General features: G+C 66.3%; 21 protein-coding genes. 13 read left to right on the forward strand and 8 right to left on the reverse strand.

The genetic code is table 11. The annotated features are described in order from the left end of the window. Positions 1-98: 98 nt before the first annotated feature. The 3 genes from N4G63_RS24845 (at position 99) to vapC (ending at position 1,130) form a co-directional block, all read left to right on the forward strand. A complete protein-coding gene (locus N4G63_RS24845) occupies positions 99-365 on the forward strand; it encodes a hypothetical protein (RefSeq protein WP_260789659.1) in 267 nt (88 codons plus the stop codon). A 166-nt stretch (positions 366-531) separates the two neighbouring features. After that, positions 532-726: a type II toxin-antitoxin system VapB family antitoxin gene (locus tag N4G63_RS24850; protein WP_260789660.1), complete on the forward strand. Its 195-nt coding sequence runs from the start codon at positions 532-534 to the stop codon at positions 724-726. Further along, on the forward strand, positions 723-1,130 hold the full coding sequence (vapC, locus tag N4G63_RS24855) for a type II toxin-antitoxin system VapC family toxin (RefSeq protein ID WP_260789661.1): 408 nt from the start codon (positions 723-725) through the stop codon (positions 1,128-1,130). The genes N4G63_RS24850 and vapC overlap by 4 nt, the downstream gene beginning before the upstream one ends. 120 nt (positions 1,131-1,250) lie before the next feature. Here vapC and N4G63_RS24860 read toward each other — a convergent pair whose 3' ends face one another. Beyond that, positions 1,251-1,760 (reverse strand): hypothetical protein, encoded by a 510-nt coding sequence (locus N4G63_RS24860; RefSeq protein WP_260789662.1) that lies wholly within the window; start codon positions 1,758-1,760, stop codon positions 1,251-1,253. A 151-nt stretch (positions 1,761-1,911) separates the two neighbouring features. On the opposite strand from N4G63_RS24860, the gene N4G63_RS24865 reads away from it, so the two are divergent. Next, entirely contained in the window at positions 1,912-2,478 is a 567-nt protein-coding gene (locus tag N4G63_RS24865; protein WP_260789663.1) for a hypothetical protein, read from the forward strand. Positions 2,479-2,648: 170 nt separating this feature from the next. Here the strand turns inward: N4G63_RS24865 and N4G63_RS24870 are convergent, their stop codons facing one another. The 7 genes from N4G63_RS24870 to N4G63_RS24900 form a co-directional block, all read right to left on the reverse strand. Then, on the reverse strand, positions 2,649-3,278 hold the full coding sequence (locus N4G63_RS24870) for a hypothetical protein (RefSeq protein ID WP_260789664.1): 630 nt from the start codon (positions 3,276-3,278) through the stop codon (positions 2,649-2,651). A gap of 150 nt (positions 3,279-3,428) precedes the next feature. After that, complete coding sequence (locus N4G63_RS24875; RefSeq protein WP_260789665.1) at positions 3,429-3,860, reverse strand: hypothetical protein; 432 nt, start codon at positions 3,858-3,860, stop codon at positions 3,429-3,431. A gap of 34 nt (positions 3,861-3,894) precedes the next feature. Beyond that, positions 3,895-4,224 carry a hypothetical protein gene (locus tag N4G63_RS24880; protein WP_260789666.1) on the reverse strand — a complete coding sequence of 110 codons (330 nt, stop codon included), beginning with the start codon at positions 4,222-4,224 and terminating at the stop codon, positions 3,895-3,897. A 140-nt stretch (positions 4,225-4,364) separates the two neighbouring features. Further along, complete coding sequence (locus N4G63_RS24885) at positions 4,365-4,877, reverse strand: hypothetical protein (protein ID WP_260789667.1); 513 nt, start codon at positions 4,875-4,877, stop codon at positions 4,365-4,367. Between the two features lie 164 nt (positions 4,878-5,041). Continuing rightward, positions 5,042-5,587, reverse strand: coding sequence for a hypothetical protein (locus tag N4G63_RS24890; RefSeq protein WP_260789668.1), 546 nt, complete (start codon positions 5,585-5,587; stop codon positions 5,042-5,044). A 228-nt stretch (positions 5,588-5,815) separates the two neighbouring features. After that, on the reverse strand, positions 5,816-6,895 hold the full coding sequence (locus N4G63_RS24895; protein ID WP_314600274.1) for a hypothetical protein: 1,080 nt from the start codon (positions 6,893-6,895) through the stop codon (positions 5,816-5,818). Positions 6,896-7,088: 193 nt separating this feature from the next. Then, positions 7,089-7,238, reverse strand: a complete 150-nt coding sequence (locus N4G63_RS24900) for a hypothetical protein (RefSeq protein WP_260789670.1) — start codon at positions 7,236-7,238, stop codon at positions 7,089-7,091. 3 nt (positions 7,239-7,241) lie between these two features. Between N4G63_RS24900 and N4G63_RS24905 the strand changes: the two genes are divergently transcribed. From N4G63_RS24905 to N4G63_RS24945, 9 genes are all read left to right on the forward strand, one after another. Then, complete coding sequence (locus N4G63_RS24905) at positions 7,242-7,373, forward strand: hypothetical protein (RefSeq protein WP_260789671.1); 132 nt, start codon at positions 7,242-7,244, stop codon at positions 7,371-7,373. Next, positions 7,363-8,490: a M14 family zinc carboxypeptidase gene (locus N4G63_RS24910; protein WP_260789672.1), complete on the forward strand. Its 1,128-nt coding sequence runs from the start codon at positions 7,363-7,365 to the stop codon at positions 8,488-8,490. The genes N4G63_RS24905 and N4G63_RS24910 overlap by 11 nt, the downstream gene beginning before the upstream one ends. Continuing rightward, positions 8,487-9,326 (forward strand): alpha/beta fold hydrolase, encoded by an 840-nt coding sequence (locus N4G63_RS24915; protein ID WP_314600275.1) that lies wholly within the window; start codon positions 8,487-8,489, stop codon positions 9,324-9,326. Before N4G63_RS24910 ends, N4G63_RS24915 begins: the two co-directional genes overlap by 4 nt. Before the next feature lie 138 nt (positions 9,327-9,464). Continuing rightward, positions 9,465-10,649, forward strand: a complete 1,185-nt coding sequence (locus tag N4G63_RS24920) for an ABC transporter substrate-binding protein (protein WP_260789674.1) — start codon at positions 9,465-9,467, stop codon at positions 10,647-10,649. Positions 10,650-10,651: 2 nt separating this feature from the next. Next, a complete protein-coding gene (locus N4G63_RS24925) occupies positions 10,652-11,461 on the forward strand; it encodes an NUDIX hydrolase (protein WP_260790228.1) in 810 nt (269 codons plus the stop codon). 64 nt (positions 11,462-11,525) lie between these two features. After that, positions 11,526-12,764: an acetyl-CoA C-acetyltransferase gene (locus N4G63_RS24930; RefSeq protein ID WP_260789675.1), complete on the forward strand. Its 1,239-nt coding sequence runs from the start codon at positions 11,526-11,528 to the stop codon at positions 12,762-12,764. A gap of 669 nt (positions 12,765-13,433) precedes the next feature. Next, positions 13,434-13,577: a hypothetical protein gene (locus tag N4G63_RS24935; RefSeq protein ID WP_314600276.1), complete on the forward strand. Its 144-nt coding sequence runs from the start codon at positions 13,434-13,436 to the stop codon at positions 13,575-13,577. A 160-nt stretch (positions 13,578-13,737) separates the two neighbouring features. Further along, a complete protein-coding gene (locus N4G63_RS24940) occupies positions 13,738-15,909 on the forward strand; it encodes an alkaline phosphatase (protein ID WP_260789677.1) in 2,172 nt (723 codons plus the stop codon). A 129-nt stretch (positions 15,910-16,038) separates the two neighbouring features. After that, on the forward strand, positions 16,039-17,412 hold the full coding sequence (locus N4G63_RS24945; protein WP_260789678.1) for an MFS transporter: 1,374 nt from the start codon (positions 16,039-16,041) through the stop codon (positions 17,410-17,412). The last annotated feature ends 2 nt before the right edge of the window (positions 17,413-17,414 follow it).

Genomic DNA, 17,414 nt, shown 5'->3' on the forward strand with positions numbered 1-17,414 from the left:
CTCACTTGGAAGGGGAAGGCCCATGACCATGGCGAGGAAGAAATAGCCCGCAGCCTGCGCGGCAACTGGCGCAGTGCGACACCGAGATCGAGGCGCAGTTGGGTCGGCTGCACATCAACGCCGACGAGCCCGCCAAGGGCAAGAAGCGCGGCAAGGCGCGCAACGCGCCGAAGTTCGACCTGCGCACGCGGCTGTTCCAGATGTGCGGGGTGGACCTCACGCGCATCGACGGCATCGACGTGACCACCGCGCTGGCGGTGATCTCCGAGGTTGGCACCGACATGGGCAAATTCGCCAGCGACAACCTGCCGAGCGGTTCGTATCTGGGGCCTCGGCCAACGGTGCCGAAACAAGCCCGCCTGTAGATGTGCAGTCTGTTCCTTGTGGGTGGCGTCAACGCGCATCGCTCCTGGCATTGGGATCAAACGGGGAAATCAAATCAATCCGTAGCGCGTCGGCTCGAACGAGGGGTTAGGCGCCGCCGTGTGTACAGACGCGTGTATGATGTGTATCTCCTATATGGAGGTTGCCGTGCGAACGAACATTGTGATTGACGACAAGCTCATGGAAGCCACGCTTAAGGCTACTGGCCTGAAGACAAAGCGCGAAGCGGTTGAACAGGGTCTGCGGACTCTGCTGCGCTTGAAGCAGCAGACGGAGCTGCGGAAGCTGCGAGGCAAGTACGAGTGGGAGGGAGATCTTGACGCGATGAGGCGCGACAAGTGATTTTGGTCGACTCTAGTGTCTGGATCGACTTCTTTCGAAACACGCCGACCCCGCAGGCTGAATGGCTAGACGCCCACCTTGGCGATGAAGGTCTTGTAGTTGGCGATCTCATCCTTGCCGAAGTGCTCCGAGGGTTCAAGGACGACCGTGGTTTCAACGAGGCTAGACGGCTGCTGGCGCGCCTGGAACAAGTAGCGCTTTGCGGAGAAGACCTTGCCGTGGAAGCTGCGCGCAACTTCAGGCGCCTTCGATCTCGTGGCGTCACGGTGCGCGGAACTATCGACGTTGTCATCGCAACCCGATGCATTTCGGATGGCCTTCGGCTCCTGCACAGCGACCGAGACTTTGATCCGTTTGTAGAGCATCTCGGCCTCCGCATAGTGGATTGCGGCGCCAACGTTTGAGCTAACCAGACCGCCACAGCGTGACGGCGGCTGGGCCAGAATGAAATGGAGGCCCGGACGGCGGCATGCTGTGGTGGGTCTGGTTGAGCGAAGGGTTAGGCCTCAGTCCGCAATCGATGATTAGCCTTTGATAAGTGCTCCGACGATTGAGCCAATGAGCCCGCCTACGGCGCCAGCCAGCGCCACCCACCAGCGTCGGTCCTTCTGATGCTCCAGTGCACGTGAGTGGAGATTGACCGCTGTGTCTACCAGTGTCTTGATGTCAGATGCTGCAAGTGGGACACGCGAAATGCGCAATTTCTGATCCCCGGTTAGCGCTTCGTATTCTTCGTTCGACAAGACGCGCATGGCATCAACATCGAATCGCTTGGGGAACTGGCGGCGCCAGACAAGCGATGCCTTCTCGCGTGCGGAGTCAAGACGAAAGAACTCGGGGTGTTGCTCGAAGAGGCGCTTCCACTTGTCTCCCTGAGTTTTGTCGGCGGCGATTCGGTCCGCCCAATCCTCGTGGGTTAACTTGTAGAACTTGTAGGTCGCCATCGCCTGAATTGCGGCGATCACGTCGCCCAGCCGACCAGGCTCGGCGAGGTACGGCGACGGTGGCGCGGAGTTTGACCAAGGCAGTTGCACGACCGTTCTCCTTGAGGCCAACGTTTGAGCTGAGGCGCGAGCGCCGGTGTGGTGCTTGGCCCGCTGTACGGATGATGAACAGCACCGGGAAGCGGGCCAAGTGCCACGCCGGTGTGAGTCGCCTCGAGCGAAGGGTTAGGCCCCGTGATCGATGAAGGAACATGCCGTAAAGTACGGCTCTGCTGAAGACCAAGCTAGCTTAGGGAAACACCAAATGTTAAGCCGAATCAAGATGCTATTCGCCAGGAAGAGGGACTTGTCGGATGAGTTCTTGAATGCTGCGATTTCAAATTGGTTCGGTCCCGACGCTGAGCTGACTGAGGATGTCAAGTCACGCCTACAAGCAACAATGGACGCAGCGGCGCTCATCGCATATATCGCAGAGGTGCAATTGGCCTTGCTAGGGCAGGGCACAGCAAACAAGTGGTGGAGACATCGAGCCGTTGTATTTGGCTATGTCAGTGGCGTTTCAGATGGTATGGCTAAGTCTAGAGGCGAGTCCAGTAATTGGCCTGGGCTCCTTACTTGTATGGCGGCGATCAACTTTCTTCTGAAAGGCCGCTGGGATGAGCAAGATGTATTTGACACTTGTAGTCGTTTAACTGAGAGCGGAGATCCGCAATTTCAGAAGGGTGCAATGGCTGGATTTGATGACAGTCAGCGGCTGGCTATGAATGGTCCTCGGACTGGACTTATTGGCGCCTTGCAAGGCGAATGATCTGCTGCTTGCCGGAGGTGAGTCGTTTGCATGCTTGGCTGGCAAGTCGGGGCCTAACGTTTGAGCTAACCGGACCGTTGCGGTATGCGGCTAAAGGCCCAGAATGAAATTGAGGGCCTTTGGCCGCATGCCGCAATAGGTCCGGTTGAGCGAATGGTTAGGCGTCATGCTTATGCTGCGGCCAGACTATCGAATTTGCGGATGAAAGCTGCTTTCAAACTGGCTTCTTCCGTTAGTTCTTGTTTAAAATCAGATATGTATGTCAGCAAAGCTGCTTGAAAGTTATTCCGAAACACAATCTTGTCCTCAACACTAGCGACAAGTCCGTCAGGTCCATCTGCCCAAATTCGCCACCCGGACTTTGTTCTTGCCTCGTGCACCAACGCGCAGCGAACATTTGCGTAGAAGTCTCTCGCTGAACTGAGCGTAAATGTCGACAGGAATGGCGGGTGTTTGCTCAAGAATCGTGAAAATACTTCACCACTTGCGGAATATTCATATTCTCCAAGTTTTTGTCCCTTCTTGGGATGGCAATAATTGGTTCCTTCCCTTGTTGATTCTAGGAACTCTATCAGTGAGCATTGAATAACAAGAATGGAAAATCCTTCGCCTTGGAGATGTAGGTGTTCTTGCAATACAGCTATTGGATCCAGATATCGAAGTTTGAGTCTTGTAAGAAAGTAGTCCGAATATGCTTCATACCAGGCTGAGGAATCATCGTCTATCAGCCTAGGCCTGATGGCTTGCCAGTCCGTGGCCGTTTTCCACCCAGCGATGTAGTCTGCGGTATCGAATTTCATGACGCTTAACGTTTGAGCTAAGCGGGCGACGACGGCAGGACGCCAGGCCCGGGCTGGCGAAAATGTACCGCGTACCGCCAGACCGGGCCTGGTGGCCTGCCGTTGGCGCTCCGCTTGAGCGAGGGGTTAGGCGTCTCCGCGTTCACGGCCTTACCGTCGCCTTGACGAAGTGAACTGCGCCTTGATGATGCGACCGGTCAGAACGACTACGAGAACCAGTCCAAAGATCACTACGGCTGTGCGAAGGAGGTTTTCGGCGATCTGGGTCAACAATAGAGTCCAGGTCACAAAGCCCCCCAGGAGAAGAGTGATCAGTGGAACTACAAGAGTGACGGGAACAGCCAGAACAATCGCAAGCAAGACGTTTAACTTTAACCAAGCCCGCAGACCGCCGTTTGGGGAGATGGCTTGCTCCAGCGACAATAGATTGAACCTGACCACTTCTGCGACGCGCTCGAAACTTGGCAGATTGTCTACGTCCGAGTCCAGTTCTGGCGGTGGAGGCGGCACCGGCCGCCATGCCGTCCGCAGCGCGGTGACGATGCGCACGTACAGCGCTGGCCCACGCAGAGCAGTTTCCATCGGTGAGCGCGAACTCGGCGCGTCGTTATCCCTGTTACTCATCGCGGCGTGCTCGCTCAGCCTTCTTGCGTGCTGACGATCCTAACGAGATTCCGAAGAGTACCGCAGCAACAGAACCGATGATTCCGAGTAATGCGGCTATTCGCCAGAACTCAGAGGATTGCGCTTCCTTCTCGCGCTTTTGCTTCTCTTCGGCAAGCATGCGCTGAGTCTCCTCCTTTGCCGCTCTCTCGTTGTTTGCACGCTCGGTTTGTCTGACTTCCTCGGCGGTGGGCCCAGGAGCGGGCGCCTCTTCTTTCTTTCCGCACCCACCGAGCGAAATGAGGATGCAAAAGGCGGCAGCGTAGCGTTTGTATTGATTCATGCGGACAGACTGTAGCGGAGTTCCTTCTTGAGACGCCTAACGTTTGAGCTAACCGGACCGTTGCGGTATGTGGCTAAAGGCCCAGAATGAAATGGCGGGCCTTTGGCCGCATGCCGCAATGGGTCCGGTTGAGCGAATGGTTAGGCCTCGGCTGCACCACTCTTCGTACTCTCTATTACGGTTGTCAATGTTCCGCTGATTATGCTTGCAGATGCAGAAATGGAATCGGGGGCCATAGAAAGCATGATTTGATTCAGAAATTTCAGAATGTACTCTGTAGTCGTTGAGTTCTCATTCAACCGAACTGAGATGATGTTTTCGGCCGTGGCGATGAATTTTGCACCTTCCTGTAATCCCATTGGGCTCACAATAATCCCACCAACGGCGCCAGTATCTTGGATACGGTATGCGATAGCGGCTGTATCTTCTTGAGTTATTCGGCTACTTGTGTACCGCCGAATTTCGACAATTACAAAATTTTCCCCGTCTGGTTTGACTCCTTTCGCGTCAATCTCCCATTTTGTTCCTGATTTCAACCCAGCGACATGTTGTTTTCCTTCTACGTGTTCAAGCCCTAGTCTCGTGCTGATCTTATGAAGAAGGTGCGTGGCTACCTCTTCGTATGTTTTCCAGGGTTTGTCGTTTGTCTTCATGTGCTGGCGAGTGAGTAGGGATTTTGACTCCGAGGCCTAACGTTTGAGCTAACCGGACCGTTGCGGTATGTGGCTAAAGGCCCAGAATGAAATGGCGGGCCTTTAGCTGCATGCCGCAATGGGTCCGGTTGAGCGAATGGTTAGGCCTCATGCGCTGGTTAGCATTATTGATTCGCCGCCCGACGCCGCAGAGGTTGTACAAACCGTGTCGGGATGAGTTCAAGAATTGCAGCTAGGCAGCGACTCGCTGTGTTCAAATTCTGTACTTGATGATTGAGCATCTCTAGTGTTTTGAGGCCATGAAAGAGATTGTTGCGAAGGCGATATATAATAATCATGAGGGCTAGGAGTTTTTCCTCATCTGTCGTAAGTCGACCAGACAGTACACCTTCGACATGATCGCGCCTGTCATTTGGCCGAAAGTACAGGCTTTCGAAGTAGTCGTTGAAACCGTCAGGTGATTGATACCTAAACTGCCAGAATGATAAGCAATCTTGAAGAGACTGCTTTGCCGATTGCGATGCTCTGGCAGATTGATAATGTTGTATGGCTCTCTGGAATGCGGCAATCGAGGCGCGATTTTCGCAAAGTGTGCTCTCAAAGAAGTTCCACATCGTCGTAAATGATGCCACTGATTTGTTTGCTTCATCAGTGAGGTTGGTTCCGCCAGTTGTGTTGGCGGCGATCCATTCCGTGGCGTTGAATGTCATATACGATGGCGTTTCGGTGTTGGGTATGAGGCCTAACCTGCTTTATACGTCAACCCATCCGCCCGCAGGCAGATATGGCCACCGGTAGACACAGCACGGCCTGTCTCTGCTCAGTCGGCTCAAATGCCTGCCAGTGGCCAGTTGTTGCCACCACTGGCAACAAGCGTCCACCTGTAGGCACGCGCCAATGGCCCAGCGCGCTGCGCGCAGCAACAAGGCCATTCGCCGTCATTGGCGCTTCTCCATGGCCCCACCCGGCACTGCGCCGTAGCCGTCATTCACGCGGGCAAAGCTCAATTCGCGCTCGGCGTCCATGAAGGCCCGCAATCCGTCCATTTGAAGCGGTCGCAATTCGGGCAGATGGTGCAGCGCAATTTCGGCGGCCAGGGCCCAGTCCACATCGGTGGCTTGGGGGTTGATCCACAGCGGGGCGTCTGCGGCTTCGGCGGGGCGGGCGTTCAGCAGGGTCTGGGCGGCGCTGCTGGCCTGGGTGTTGGCCGCGCTGTGGCCTGCACCGGGGCCGGGCATGGGCGCCAGCAGCACGTGCTGGGGCCAGCGGCCGGGGTGGGGGGCGTCGGCGCTGGGGGGCGCCCACAGCAACAGCAGATGTTGGGCGTCGTGGCTTTCCACCACCGGGCCAGCCAGTGGGATGCCGCCGGCAGGGCCGTGGCCATGGGCCGATACAAACTCGGTGCTGGCCTGCAGCACCAGGCGGTGCGCGCCTATCCAGGCGCCGGGCTGCCAGCGCGGCAGCACGCGGGGGTCGGTTGCGTGGCGCAGGTGCAGGGTTTGCGGGTCGGGCTGCCAGTCATCGGCCGGGTGGGTGCCGGCCTGGGCGGCGGTGGCGGCTGCGGCGCAGGCCTGGCGGCCGATGTCGTGCAGCAGTGCGTCTTGTGCCGCTGCGTTGGCGGGCGCGCCGGTGGGCGCGTGGGGCAGGTCGAGCACGGGCACGTCGGTCACGTCGTCGGCCTGCCAGCGTTCGCCGTTGCGCAGCAGGCCGCCCTTGGCGGCTTTGGGGCTGACGGTGGCCGCAGCGGGCTCGGGGTGCAGGATGCTGCTCAGGCCCGACAGGTCGGTGGGGTCGCTGTCGGCGGAGGGGGCGCCACGGTGGCCGCTGTGGCCGCGCGCCGTGCCGCCTGGGTGCAGGCGGCGCAAGAAGTCGTCCAGCGCGTGGGTGGGGTCGTCGTCGTCGTCGGCCTGGGGTCCGGGTGCCGGGCGGCCGGGGCTGTGGCCGGAGGCTGTGGGGTGGGCATCGTGGCGGTGGGGGGCGTTCCGCCGTGCCGCCGGGTCGTCAGGGGGCGTGCTCATGGGCCCATTCTGCGCTGGCTGGCTGGCCTTGTGGCCGGCTGTCATGCCCCTGTCACGGGGGATTCAAGTGGCCGGCCCATCATCGGCGCTGCGCGGCCTGCTGGTGCGGGCTTGGTTGGCCTGGGTAGCCTTGGGAGGCTGGGTGCCGTTGTTGGTGCGGGCCGTTGCGGCCCACGCTGCCCCGGGGTGTTGCTCAGCCCTGGGCAATGCGGCGCTGCTGGCGCCGGTCTTGCCAGCGGCTGCGGGCCAGGGCCAAGCATTCCAGCAGGCCGAACACCAGCGCGGCCAGAATCACCGGCCAGTGGGCCATGGCCGATGCGGAAGAGCGAGACGGATGCAGCATGCGATGAATCTCCAGCCGGGCCAGCCCTGGTGCGGCCCGCAGCGTGGCAGTCTGCGCGGCATGCATGACGTTTGCGTGTCAGGCACCGGCGTGCTGCTGATCCGCCTGGCGCAGGGCGCCCGCCATGTCGGCTGAGCCGGCGCGTGGCCAGGCGGCAGATCGCGGGGCCGATCCGGCCGACCGGGCTGATCCGGGTAATCCGGGCCGTGTGGCCGATGCCGCCGCGGGCCACGGCCCTGCCGATCTGCCGGTGCTGGCCGAGGTGCGGCATCTGGCCAGCATCAGCGGCGGGCTGGCGCAATGGCGCGCGGTGTGCGAGGTGCACACCGGCGGCCGGCGCTTCGAGGTGCCGGTGGTCACGCTGGGCAACCCCGATCCGGCCGCGCCGGCGGTGGGTTTTTTTGGCGGGGTGCACGGGCTTGAGCGCATTGGCGCCGAGGTGGTGGTGGCCGGCCTGCGCCACCTGGTGCAGCGCCTGCGCTGGGACGACGCGCTGCACGCGCTGCTGGCCGGTGTGCGCGTGGTGTTCATGCCGGTGGTCAACCCCGGCGGGTTGTGGCGTGGCACGCGAGCCAATCCGCAGGGGGTTGACCTGATGCGCAACGCGCCGGTGGATTGCGCCGGCGGCGCGCCGCCGCTGATTGGCGGCCAGCGCTTTGGCCCGGCGCTGCCCTGGTACCGCGGCGCGGCGGGCGCACCGATGGAGCCCGAATCGCAGGCGCTGTGCGCCGTGGTGCAGCACGAGCTGCTGAGCCACCGCGTTTCGCTGGCGGTGGATTGCCACTCGGGCTTTGGCCTGCGTGACCGGCTGTGGTTTCCGTTTGCGCACACGGCGCAGCCGGTGCCGCAGCTGCCTGAATGGCTGGCGCTGGCGCGTCTGCTTGACGACAGCCTGCTGCACCACCGCTATGTGTTCGAGCCGCAGAGCCGGCAGTACCTGGCGCATGGTGACCTGTGGGATCACCTGGTGCTGCAGGCGCCGGCCGAGCGGCTGTTTCTGTCGCTCACGCTCGAGATGGGCTCGTGGCTGTGGGTGCGCAAGAACCCGCGCCAGGTGTTCTCGCGCCGCGGCATCTTCAATCCGCAGATCGCCCATCGCCAGCAGCGTGTGCTGCGCCGCCACCTGGGCCTGCTGGATTTTGTGCTGCGTGCGGCCTACAGCCACCGGCGCTGGCTGCCCGCGGCGAATGACCGCGCCGCGCTGCACCAGGCGGCGCTGGATCGCTGGTACCGCCGCGCGCCCGCACCATGAGCACCGCCAGCCCGGCCACCTGGGTGCTGTTGCGCGGCCTCACGCGCGAGGCCGGGCACTGGGGCGGTTTTGGCGCCCAGCTGGCCCAGGCCCTGGCCCGCGTGCCGGCCGGCCCGGGCCCTGGCGCGGGGGGGCGCGCGGTGGGCGTGGCGCCGCGCATCGTGATGCTGGATCTGCCCGGCGCGGGCGCGCTGCACCAGGCGCGCTGCCCGCTGCAGGTGCAGGCCATGCTGCCAGCCTGCCAGGCGCAGCTGCAGGCGCTGGGGGTGGCGGGGCCGGTGCATTTACTGGGCCTGTCGCTGGGCGGCATGGTGGCCACGGCCTGGGCGGCCACGCAGCCGCGCCAGGTGGCGGCGCTGGTGGTGGTGAACACCAGCCTGCGCCCGCACAGCCCCGTGCAGCAGCGCCTGCAGCTGCGCCATCTGCCGCATTTGCTGCGCCTGCTGGCGCCGGCCGATGCGCTGGCGGCCGAGCGGGCGATCCTGGCCCTCACCAGCGCCTGGCCCGAGCGCCATGCCGCGGTGCTGGCCGATTGGGTGGCCATTCGGCAGGCCCGGCCGGTGCGCGCGGCCAATGCGCTGCGCCAGCTGTGGGCCGCGGCGCGCTTTTCGCACCCCGGCGCGCCACCGCCGGTGCCCACCCTGGTGCTGGGCAGTGCGGGCGATGGGCTGGTGAGTCCGCGTTGCTCGCAGGCGCTGGCCCAGGCCTGGGGTTGCGCGTTTGTGCAGCATCCTGCCGCCGGGCACGACCTGCCGCTGGACGATGGTGCCTGGGTGGCGGCGCAGGTGGCCGCGCAAATGGCCGCCTGGGTGGCGGCCGGCGCGCCTGGCCCGTGATGGCCTGCGGCCCGCGCCGCCGCGTGTAGCCAACGTGACGCATGCCGGTCGACACCCCGCCCTAGACTGGGCCGCCCACGGCAACAGACCGGCCCCACGCCGGCGGGCCGCGCTTCACACCGCAGGAGACAAGGCCCGATGAACACCCCCGCGCTCTCACGCCTGGCAGCGGCCCTGCTGCTGGGCGCCGCCACCTGGGCCGGGCTGCCCGCCCTGGCGGCCAGCAAAACCGAGATCAAGCTCGGCAACACCGTGCCCTACAGCGGCCCGGCCTCGTTCTACGGCCTGGTGGGCCAGGCCGCGGTGGCCTGCTTTGCCGAGGTCAACGACCGCGGCGGCATCAACGGCCGCAAGGTCACGGTGCTGAGCCTCGACGACGCGCTGCAGCCGCCCAAGACCGTGGAACAGGTGCGCCGGCTGGTCGAGCAGGACGAGGTCGACGCGGTGATCAACCAGGTGGGCACGGCCACCGCCTCGTCGGTGCGCAAGTACCTCAACGAGCGCAAGGTGCCGCAGCTGTTCGTGATGTCGGGCTCGAACAACTTTCAGCAGCCGAAAGACTTTCGCTACAGCACCTCGGCGCTGATGAGCTACGAGTTCGAGGCCAGGGTGTATGGCCAGCTGATCGCGCGCGACAAGCCCGGCGCCAAGCTGGCCATCCTCTACCAGAACGACGACTACGGCAAAGACTACCTGCGTGGCCTGAAGGCCGGCTGGGGCAAGGCGCTGGCCGCCGAGATCACCTACGAGCAGACCGACCCCACGCTCGATTCGCAGATCGTGGCGCTCAAGAGCGCGGGCGCCGATGTGGTGGTGCTGGCGGCGTATTCCAAGCAGGTGAGCCAGTCGCTGCGCAAGATCAACGAGCTGGGCTGGAAGCCGCAGGTCTGGATCAGCCATGTCTCGGCCCAGGTGCACCCCACGCTGTCGAACGTGGGCCTCGACAACGCCGTGGGCGTGATGACCGCCTCGGTGATCAAGGACCCGTCCGACAGCAGCTGGCACAACGACGCCGACTACAAGGTGTACCTGGCCTGGATGCAGAAATACCTGCCCAAGGCCGACATCAACAACTCCAGCTTTGCCTCGGTGTACGCCACCTGCGCGGCCATGACCCAGGTGCTGAAGGCCGCCGGTGAAGACCTGGGCCGCGAGAACATCCTGCGGCAGATGACGCAGCTGAAGGACTTCAGCGCCCCGATGCTGCTGCCCGGCGTGACCATGGGCATGTCGGCCGACAACTACAACCTGTTCCGCAAGATCCAGATCCTGCGCTTTGACGGCAAGCGCTGGGTGCCCCAGGGCAAGCCGGTGGGCGATTGAGCATGGCGCCAAGCAACGCGCCCTTCGGCCTGCCGGTGGTGCCGGCGCGCCCGGCGGCCACCACGCTGGTGCTGCGCGATGGCGCGGCGGGGCTCGAGGTGCTGATGGTGCGGCGCTCGCTGCAGGCCAGCTTCATGCCCGGGGCCTATGTGTTCCCCGGGGGCGCGGTGGACGCGGCCGATGCCCTGGCCGCGCCGCTGTGCGACGAGCCGGCCGCGGCGCTGGCCGCACGCATCGGCCGGGTGGCCCAGGTGGGTGAGCAGGCGCTGGCCTTTGCGGTGGGCGGCCTGCGCGAATGTTTCGAGGAATGCGGCCTGTGGCTGGGCGCGGCCAGTGCCGGCGCGGCCGACTGGCCGGCGCTGCGCGCGCGCCTGCACGGCGGCGAGCCGCTGCAGGGCCTGGCCGCGGCCGCCGGCCTGCGGCTGCACACCTCGGTGCTGCAGCCCTTCAGCCACTGGGTCACGCCGCTGGGCCTGCCCAAGCGCTTTGACACGCTGTTTTTCGTGGCCCTTGCACCACCCGGCCAGGTGCCCGAGGTGGATGCCGGTGAAACCACCACGCTGGCCTGGGTGAACCCGGCGCAGGCGCTCGACGACCGCCGGCGCGGCGAGTTTCCGATGGAGTTCGCCACGGTGAGCACGGTGCGCCAGCTGCTGCCCTTTGGCAGTGCGGCGGCGCTGCTGGCCCATGCCGCGGGCCTGAGCAGCCTGCCGCCGCTGCACCCGCGGCTGACCCTGGGCGCCGATGGCCGGCCCAGCGGCGTGCTGCTGCCCGGCCAGCCCGGTTACGACGATCTGTGGGGCGACGGCTGAACGCCCGCTGGCCCACCGCGGGCGCTGCGCCCGCCCCCCATCCCCCACCCCACCGGAGACACCCATGACCGAGGCTTTCATCATCGACACCTGCCGCACGCCGCGCGGCATTGGCAAGCTGGGCAAGGGCGCGCTGGCCGACTTTCATCCGCAGCACCTGGCGGCCACCGTCTTGAAGGCGCTGGCCGAGCGCAACCAGCTCAATACCGCCGATGTGGACGACGTGATCTGGGGCACCAGCACCCAGCGCGGCAAGCAGGGCAACGACATGGCCCGCATGGCCCTGCTGGATGCGGGTTATGACCCGCGCGCCAGCGGCGTCACGCTCGACCGCTTTTGCGGCTCGGGCATCACCAGCGTCAACCTGGCGGCGGCGTCCATCCTGTCGGGCATGGAAGATCTGGTGATTGCCGGCGGCTGCGAGATGATGAGCTACACCGCCACGCTGGCCGATCCCAAGGCGCCGCCGGTGATGGACGCCGGCAACCTGCGCCTGCGCGCGCGGGTGCCGCAGTCGCACCAGGGCGTGTGCGCTGACGCCATCGCCACGCTGGAAGGCATCTCGCGCGAGGCGCTCGACGACCTGGCTTATGTGAGCCAGCAGCGCGCCGCGCTGGCCATCGAGCAGGGCCGCTTTGCCCGCAGCCTGGTGCCGGTGCACCGCGACGACGGCACGCTGGCGCTGGGCCACGAGGAGTTTCCGCGCCCGCAGACCACGCGCGAGGGCCTGGCGGCGCTGAAGCCGGCCTTCGAGATGCTGGCCAATGTGGTGGTGGACGAGGCCGGCAACACCTACGGCGGCCTGATCCGCCAGGTGTTCCCTGACCTGAAGATCCAGCACAGCCACCATGCCGGCAACAGCAGCGGCGTGGTCGACGGCGCCGGTGCGCTGCTGCTGGCCTCGGCCGGCTATGTGAACAAGAGCGGGCTCAAGCCGCGCGCCCGCGTGCTGGCCATGGCCAACATGGGCGACAGCGCCACGCTGATGCTCAACGCGCCGGTGCCGGCCGCGCGCAAGGTGCTGGCCAAGGCCGGGCTCACGGTGGACGACATCGACCTGTGGGAGATCAACGAGGCCTTCGCCGTGGTGGCCGAGAAGTTCATCCGCGATTTGCGCCTTGACCGCGACAAGGTCAATGTCAATGGCGGCGCGATGGCTCTCGGCCACCCGATCGGCGCCACCGGCTCGCTGCTGATCGGCACCGTGCTCGATGAGCTCGAGCGCCGCGACCTGAAGCGCGGCCTGGTCACCATGTGCGCGGCCGGCGGCATGGCCCCGGCGATCATCATCGAACGGGTCTGAGGGGCTGCGGCCCTTGTGGCGCGGGCCGCGGCGGCGGCCTCCGGGCTGGCCCGGCCGGGCCCGGCCGATGCGGTGAGAATGGGCGCTGACCATGCCCGGTGCCAGCCCCGCCACCTCTGCCGCCCCCGCCTCCCGCGCCAGCCCCTTGTGCGGCCCAGTGCCGGCCCGGCGTGGGTGGCGTATGTTGCGCGTGCGGCGCGTGCGGCGCGTGGGGCGCGCACCGGTGGCGCCCGGCAGGCCATGGCAAGAAGGACTGTGCCTGGCCATCGGCCTGTACCTGCTGGGCCTGGCCCAGGCCACATGGGCCCAAGCCGGCCCTGCCCCAGCCACCTTTGCCCAGGCCACGGTGGCCGTGGCCGATGGCGAGCCCGTGAGTCCGATCGCGTTTTCGCAGTTCTTCCAGCAGCCCAGCGGGCCGCGCGGCCTGCAGATCAGCGAGGCCCTGCGTGCGGTCGATGGCCGGCGGGTGCGGCTGGTGGGGCACATGGTGGCGCAGCAGCAGCCGCGGCCCGGGCGCTTCTTGCTGGCGCCGCGGCCGGTGCTGCTGAGCGAGCACGCCGACGGCGAGGCCGACGATCTGCCGCCCAGCGCCGTGCTGGTGCTGCTGGATGCCGCCCACAGCGGCCATGTGCTGCCGCACCGCAGTGGCGCGCTGGCCCTGGTGGCCGCTTGCTGGTGGGCCGGCACGAGGCCGACGACGGCCGCGTGGTGTGGGTGCGGCTGCAGCTCGACGCCGATGCGGTGCGCGATGGCGCGGCCTTTGGCGTGGCGCCGCCGCTGCTGCGCCTGCCTGCCGTGGGCCATGGCCATTGATTTGCGGCGGCCAGCCCGCCGGCTTGCCTTGGAGATGACAACGATGCCCCAGACGTTTTTGGCCCAACCCCAACCCCAACCCCAACCCCAATCCCGAACCCAGTCCCGAACTCGGTCTCGAACCCGACCCCAGCGCTGTGCTTGGCGGCCGGCCGCCGCCGTGGCCGCCAGCGTGGCGCTGCTGGGCCTGGCGCTGCCGGCCGCCGTGGCCGCGCCGGCCGTGAGCCGGCTCACGCCGCCCAGCGAGCTGTTTGCCAGCGGCCGGCCGGCGCCGGTGATCGCGCGTTTTCTGCCTGGCCAGCGCTTTGACCTGCAGGCCACGCTGCGGCCCGATGCGGGCCGGCGCATCGTGTCGGCCCGCTTCGCCATCGATGGCCAGCCGGTGGCCGCGGAGGTGGCGTTGCGCGACTGCGCCAGCGGCTGCCGCAAGGGCCTGGCGCCCGAGACGGCGGTGGCCACGGTGCGTGCGGTGACGGTGGATCAGGCCGGGCTGCACCGCTTCAGCGTCGAGGCGCGGCAGGACGACGGCGCCACGGTGCGTGCCGAGGGCAATTTCGAGATCGTGCCGTTCCAGACGCCGCTGGGCGGGCCGGTGAAGAACATCATCCTGCTGGTGGGTGATGGCATGGGCGTGGCGCACCGCACGGCGGCGCGCATCGTGCGCGGCGGTTATGCCCAGGGCAAGGTGATCGAGCCGCTGGCGATGGACAGCTTTCCGGCCACGGCCCTGGTCAAGACCGCGTCGCTGAACTCGGTGGTGACCGATTCGTCGCCGGGTATGACGGCCTATGTGCTGGGCAACAAGAACGACAACAACGAGCAGGGCGTGTTTCCGGACGACACGCTCGATGCCTTTGACAACCCGCGCATCGAGTATCTGTCGGAGTACCTGCACCGCACCCGCGGCCTGGCGCTGGGCATCGTGACCACCGCCGATGTGTTCGATTCGACCCCCGCCGGCAATGCGGTGCACACCAGCCACCGCGGGGCCGGCACTGGCATCGTCGACCAGTTTTTTGACGACCGCGCGCGCACCGGCCTGACGGTGCTGATGGGCGGCGGGCGCAAGTGGTTTCTGCCGGCCGGCACACCGGGCTCGGCGCGCAACGAGCGCTTCGACTACGCCTTCTCGGCCACCGAGCCGCACACCGCGCAGATCGTGCAGCGCTGGGGCGCGGCGCCGGGCGCCATCGACAGCCAGCGCGATCTGCTGGCCGACTTTCAGCGTGCGGGCTGGCGCTACGCCGCCACCCGCAGCCAGCTCGACGCGCTGGCGCCCACCGGCCACGAGCCCCTGCTGGGCCTGTTTGCGTTTTCGAACATGAACGTCGCGCTCGACAAGATCGACGGCCGGCGGCGCCAGGCGGCGGGATTGCCGGCCACCGGCGTGGTCGACGACTTCGGCCTGCCCGACCAGCCCATGCTCGACGAGATGGCGGCCAAGGCGCTGGCCGTGCTGGCCCGCCAGCCCAAGGGCTTTGTGCTGATGATCGAGGGCGCGTCGATCGACAAGCAGGCGCATGCGATGGACTCGGAGCGCTGGATGCTCGACACCCTCGAGTTCGACCGCGCGGTGGCGCTGGCGCAGGCGTTTGCGCGCCAGCGCGGCGACACCCTGGTGGTGGTGACGGCCGACCACGAATGCGCGGGTGCGGCCGTGATCGGCGCCTCGCGCGTGAGCGACAGCCGGCTGCAGGCGCTGGCCCAGGCCGGCGGCAAGGAGAACCTGCGCGATCCGGTGGTGGGCGTGTACGAGCAGGCCGGGTTTCCGCGTTACCGCATCGCTGCCGATGGCTACCCCGAGACGACCGACATCGACCAGCGCCTGCTGGTGGGCTATGGCGCCAACGCCGACCGCCACGAAGACTGGCGCACCAACCCCCGGCCCTGGCGCGATGCCAATGCGGTGGCACCCGGGGTGGCCGCGCGGGTCGCTTCGGGCGCGTCGGGCGCTGCGGCTGGAGGTGCGGCGAGTGGCACGGCGGGTGGGGCGGCGGCGGGCTCGGCTGGGGGCGTGGGCGCATCGGCGGCATCGGCTGCTGCGGCCGGCAGCACCGTGCTGCTGGGCTACCCGGCCAATGCCCTGGCGCGCGATGCCGAGGGGCGCTTCCTGGTCACCGGCCAGGTGCCGGGCAGCAGTGCGGCGCACACCGCCACCGACATTCCCTTGTCGGCCTTCGGGCCTGGGGCGCTGGCCTTTACCGGCGTGATCGACAACACCGACGTGTTCTTCAAGCTGGCCCAGGCGGCCGTGCGCGGCGTGGTGGCCCCGGCCAGCCTGGCCGGGCCCTGGCCGCAGCCGGCCCAGGCCACGCCCCGCCGCAGGCGCTGAGCCGACTCGCCGCAGTCGCCGCCAGGCCGGGAGAAACCCGGTATTGCAAACGATTGCAATGTGCCATCATGCGGCTGTGGGCAGCCGGTCGGGTGCCTGCGTCTGTGTCACTGCCATGAGTTTCGAGCCATGAGCGTCAGCGCCCCGAATGCCAGTGCGGCGGCCAGCCCCGCGGCGGCCGGCCTGCCCAAGCCCCACCTGTCGTTCTGGCAGGTGCTGAACATGAATGTCGGCTTCTTCGGCATCCAGTTCAGCTTCGGGCTGCAGCAAAGCAACATGAGCCCGATCTACCAGTACCTGGGCGCCGATGAAGCCAGCCTGCCGCTGCTGTGGCTGGCTGGCCCGGTCACCGGTCTGGTGGTGCAGCCCATCATCGGCGCGATGAGCGACCGCACCGACAGCCGCTGGGGCCGCCGCACGCCCTACTTCCTGATCGGCGCGCTGCTGTGCAGCCTGGGCCTGCTGCTGATGCCCTTCAGCCCGGCGCTGTGGTTCGCGGCCTCGCTGCTGTGGATCCTGGATGCGGCCAACAACGTCACCATGGAGCCCTACCGCGCCTACGTGAGCGACCGCCTGCCGCCGCAGCAGCACTCGATCGGCTTTCTGAGCCAGAGCGCCTTCACCGGCCTGGCGCAGACCCTGGCCTACCTGGCCCCCAGCCTGCTGGTGTGGCTGGGCATGAACAAGGACGCGGTCAACGGCAACAACATCCCCCACATCACCATCGCGGCCTTCCTGATCGGTGCGGTGTTCTCGATCAGCACCGTGTGGTGGAGCGTGCGCACCACGCCCGAGCTGCCGCTCAGCGCCGATGAGCGGGCGCGCATTCGCGCGCTGCCGCGCGGCGTGGCCGCCACCCTGGGCGAGATCTGGCAGGCCCTGCGCGAGATGCCGGCCACCATGCGCCGGCTGTGGTGGATGAAGCTGTTCCAGTGGTACGGCATGCTGTGCTACTGGATCTACATCGTGCCGGCGCTGGCCAGCAGCATGTTCGGCACGCGCGACGCGGCCTCGGTGGGCTTTCGCGATGCCGGGCTGCTGAACGGCCAGATCGGCGGCTTCTACAACGCCGTGGCCTGTGTGGCGGCCTTTGCCATGGTGCCGTTCACGCGGCGCCTGGGCGCCCAGCGTGTGCACGCCTTCTGCCTGGTGGCGGCGGGCATCGGCATGTGGGCCATTCCGGCCATCCGCGACAAGGCGCTGCTGTTCGTGCCGATGCTGGGCGTGGGCCTGGCCTGGGCCAGCATCATGGGCAATCCGTATGTGCTGCTGGCCGGCAGCATTCCGCCCGAGCGGGCGGGCGTCTACATGGGCATCTTCAACATGTTCATCGTGCTGCCCATGATCCTGCAGATGCTGACCCTGCCGCTGTACTACCAGTCGCTGCTGGGCGGCCAGCCCGAGAACGTGATCCGCCTGGCCGGCACGCTGCTGATCGCAGCCGCCGTGGCCGTGCTCTTCGTGCCCGGCCGCGCGGCCGGCGCCACCCACTCCAACACCTGAAT

It is taken from the genome of Aquabacterium sp. OR-4, from assembly GCF_025290835.2.
Taxonomy (GTDB): domain Bacteria; phylum Pseudomonadota; class Gammaproteobacteria; order Burkholderiales; family Burkholderiaceae_C; genus Pseudaquabacterium.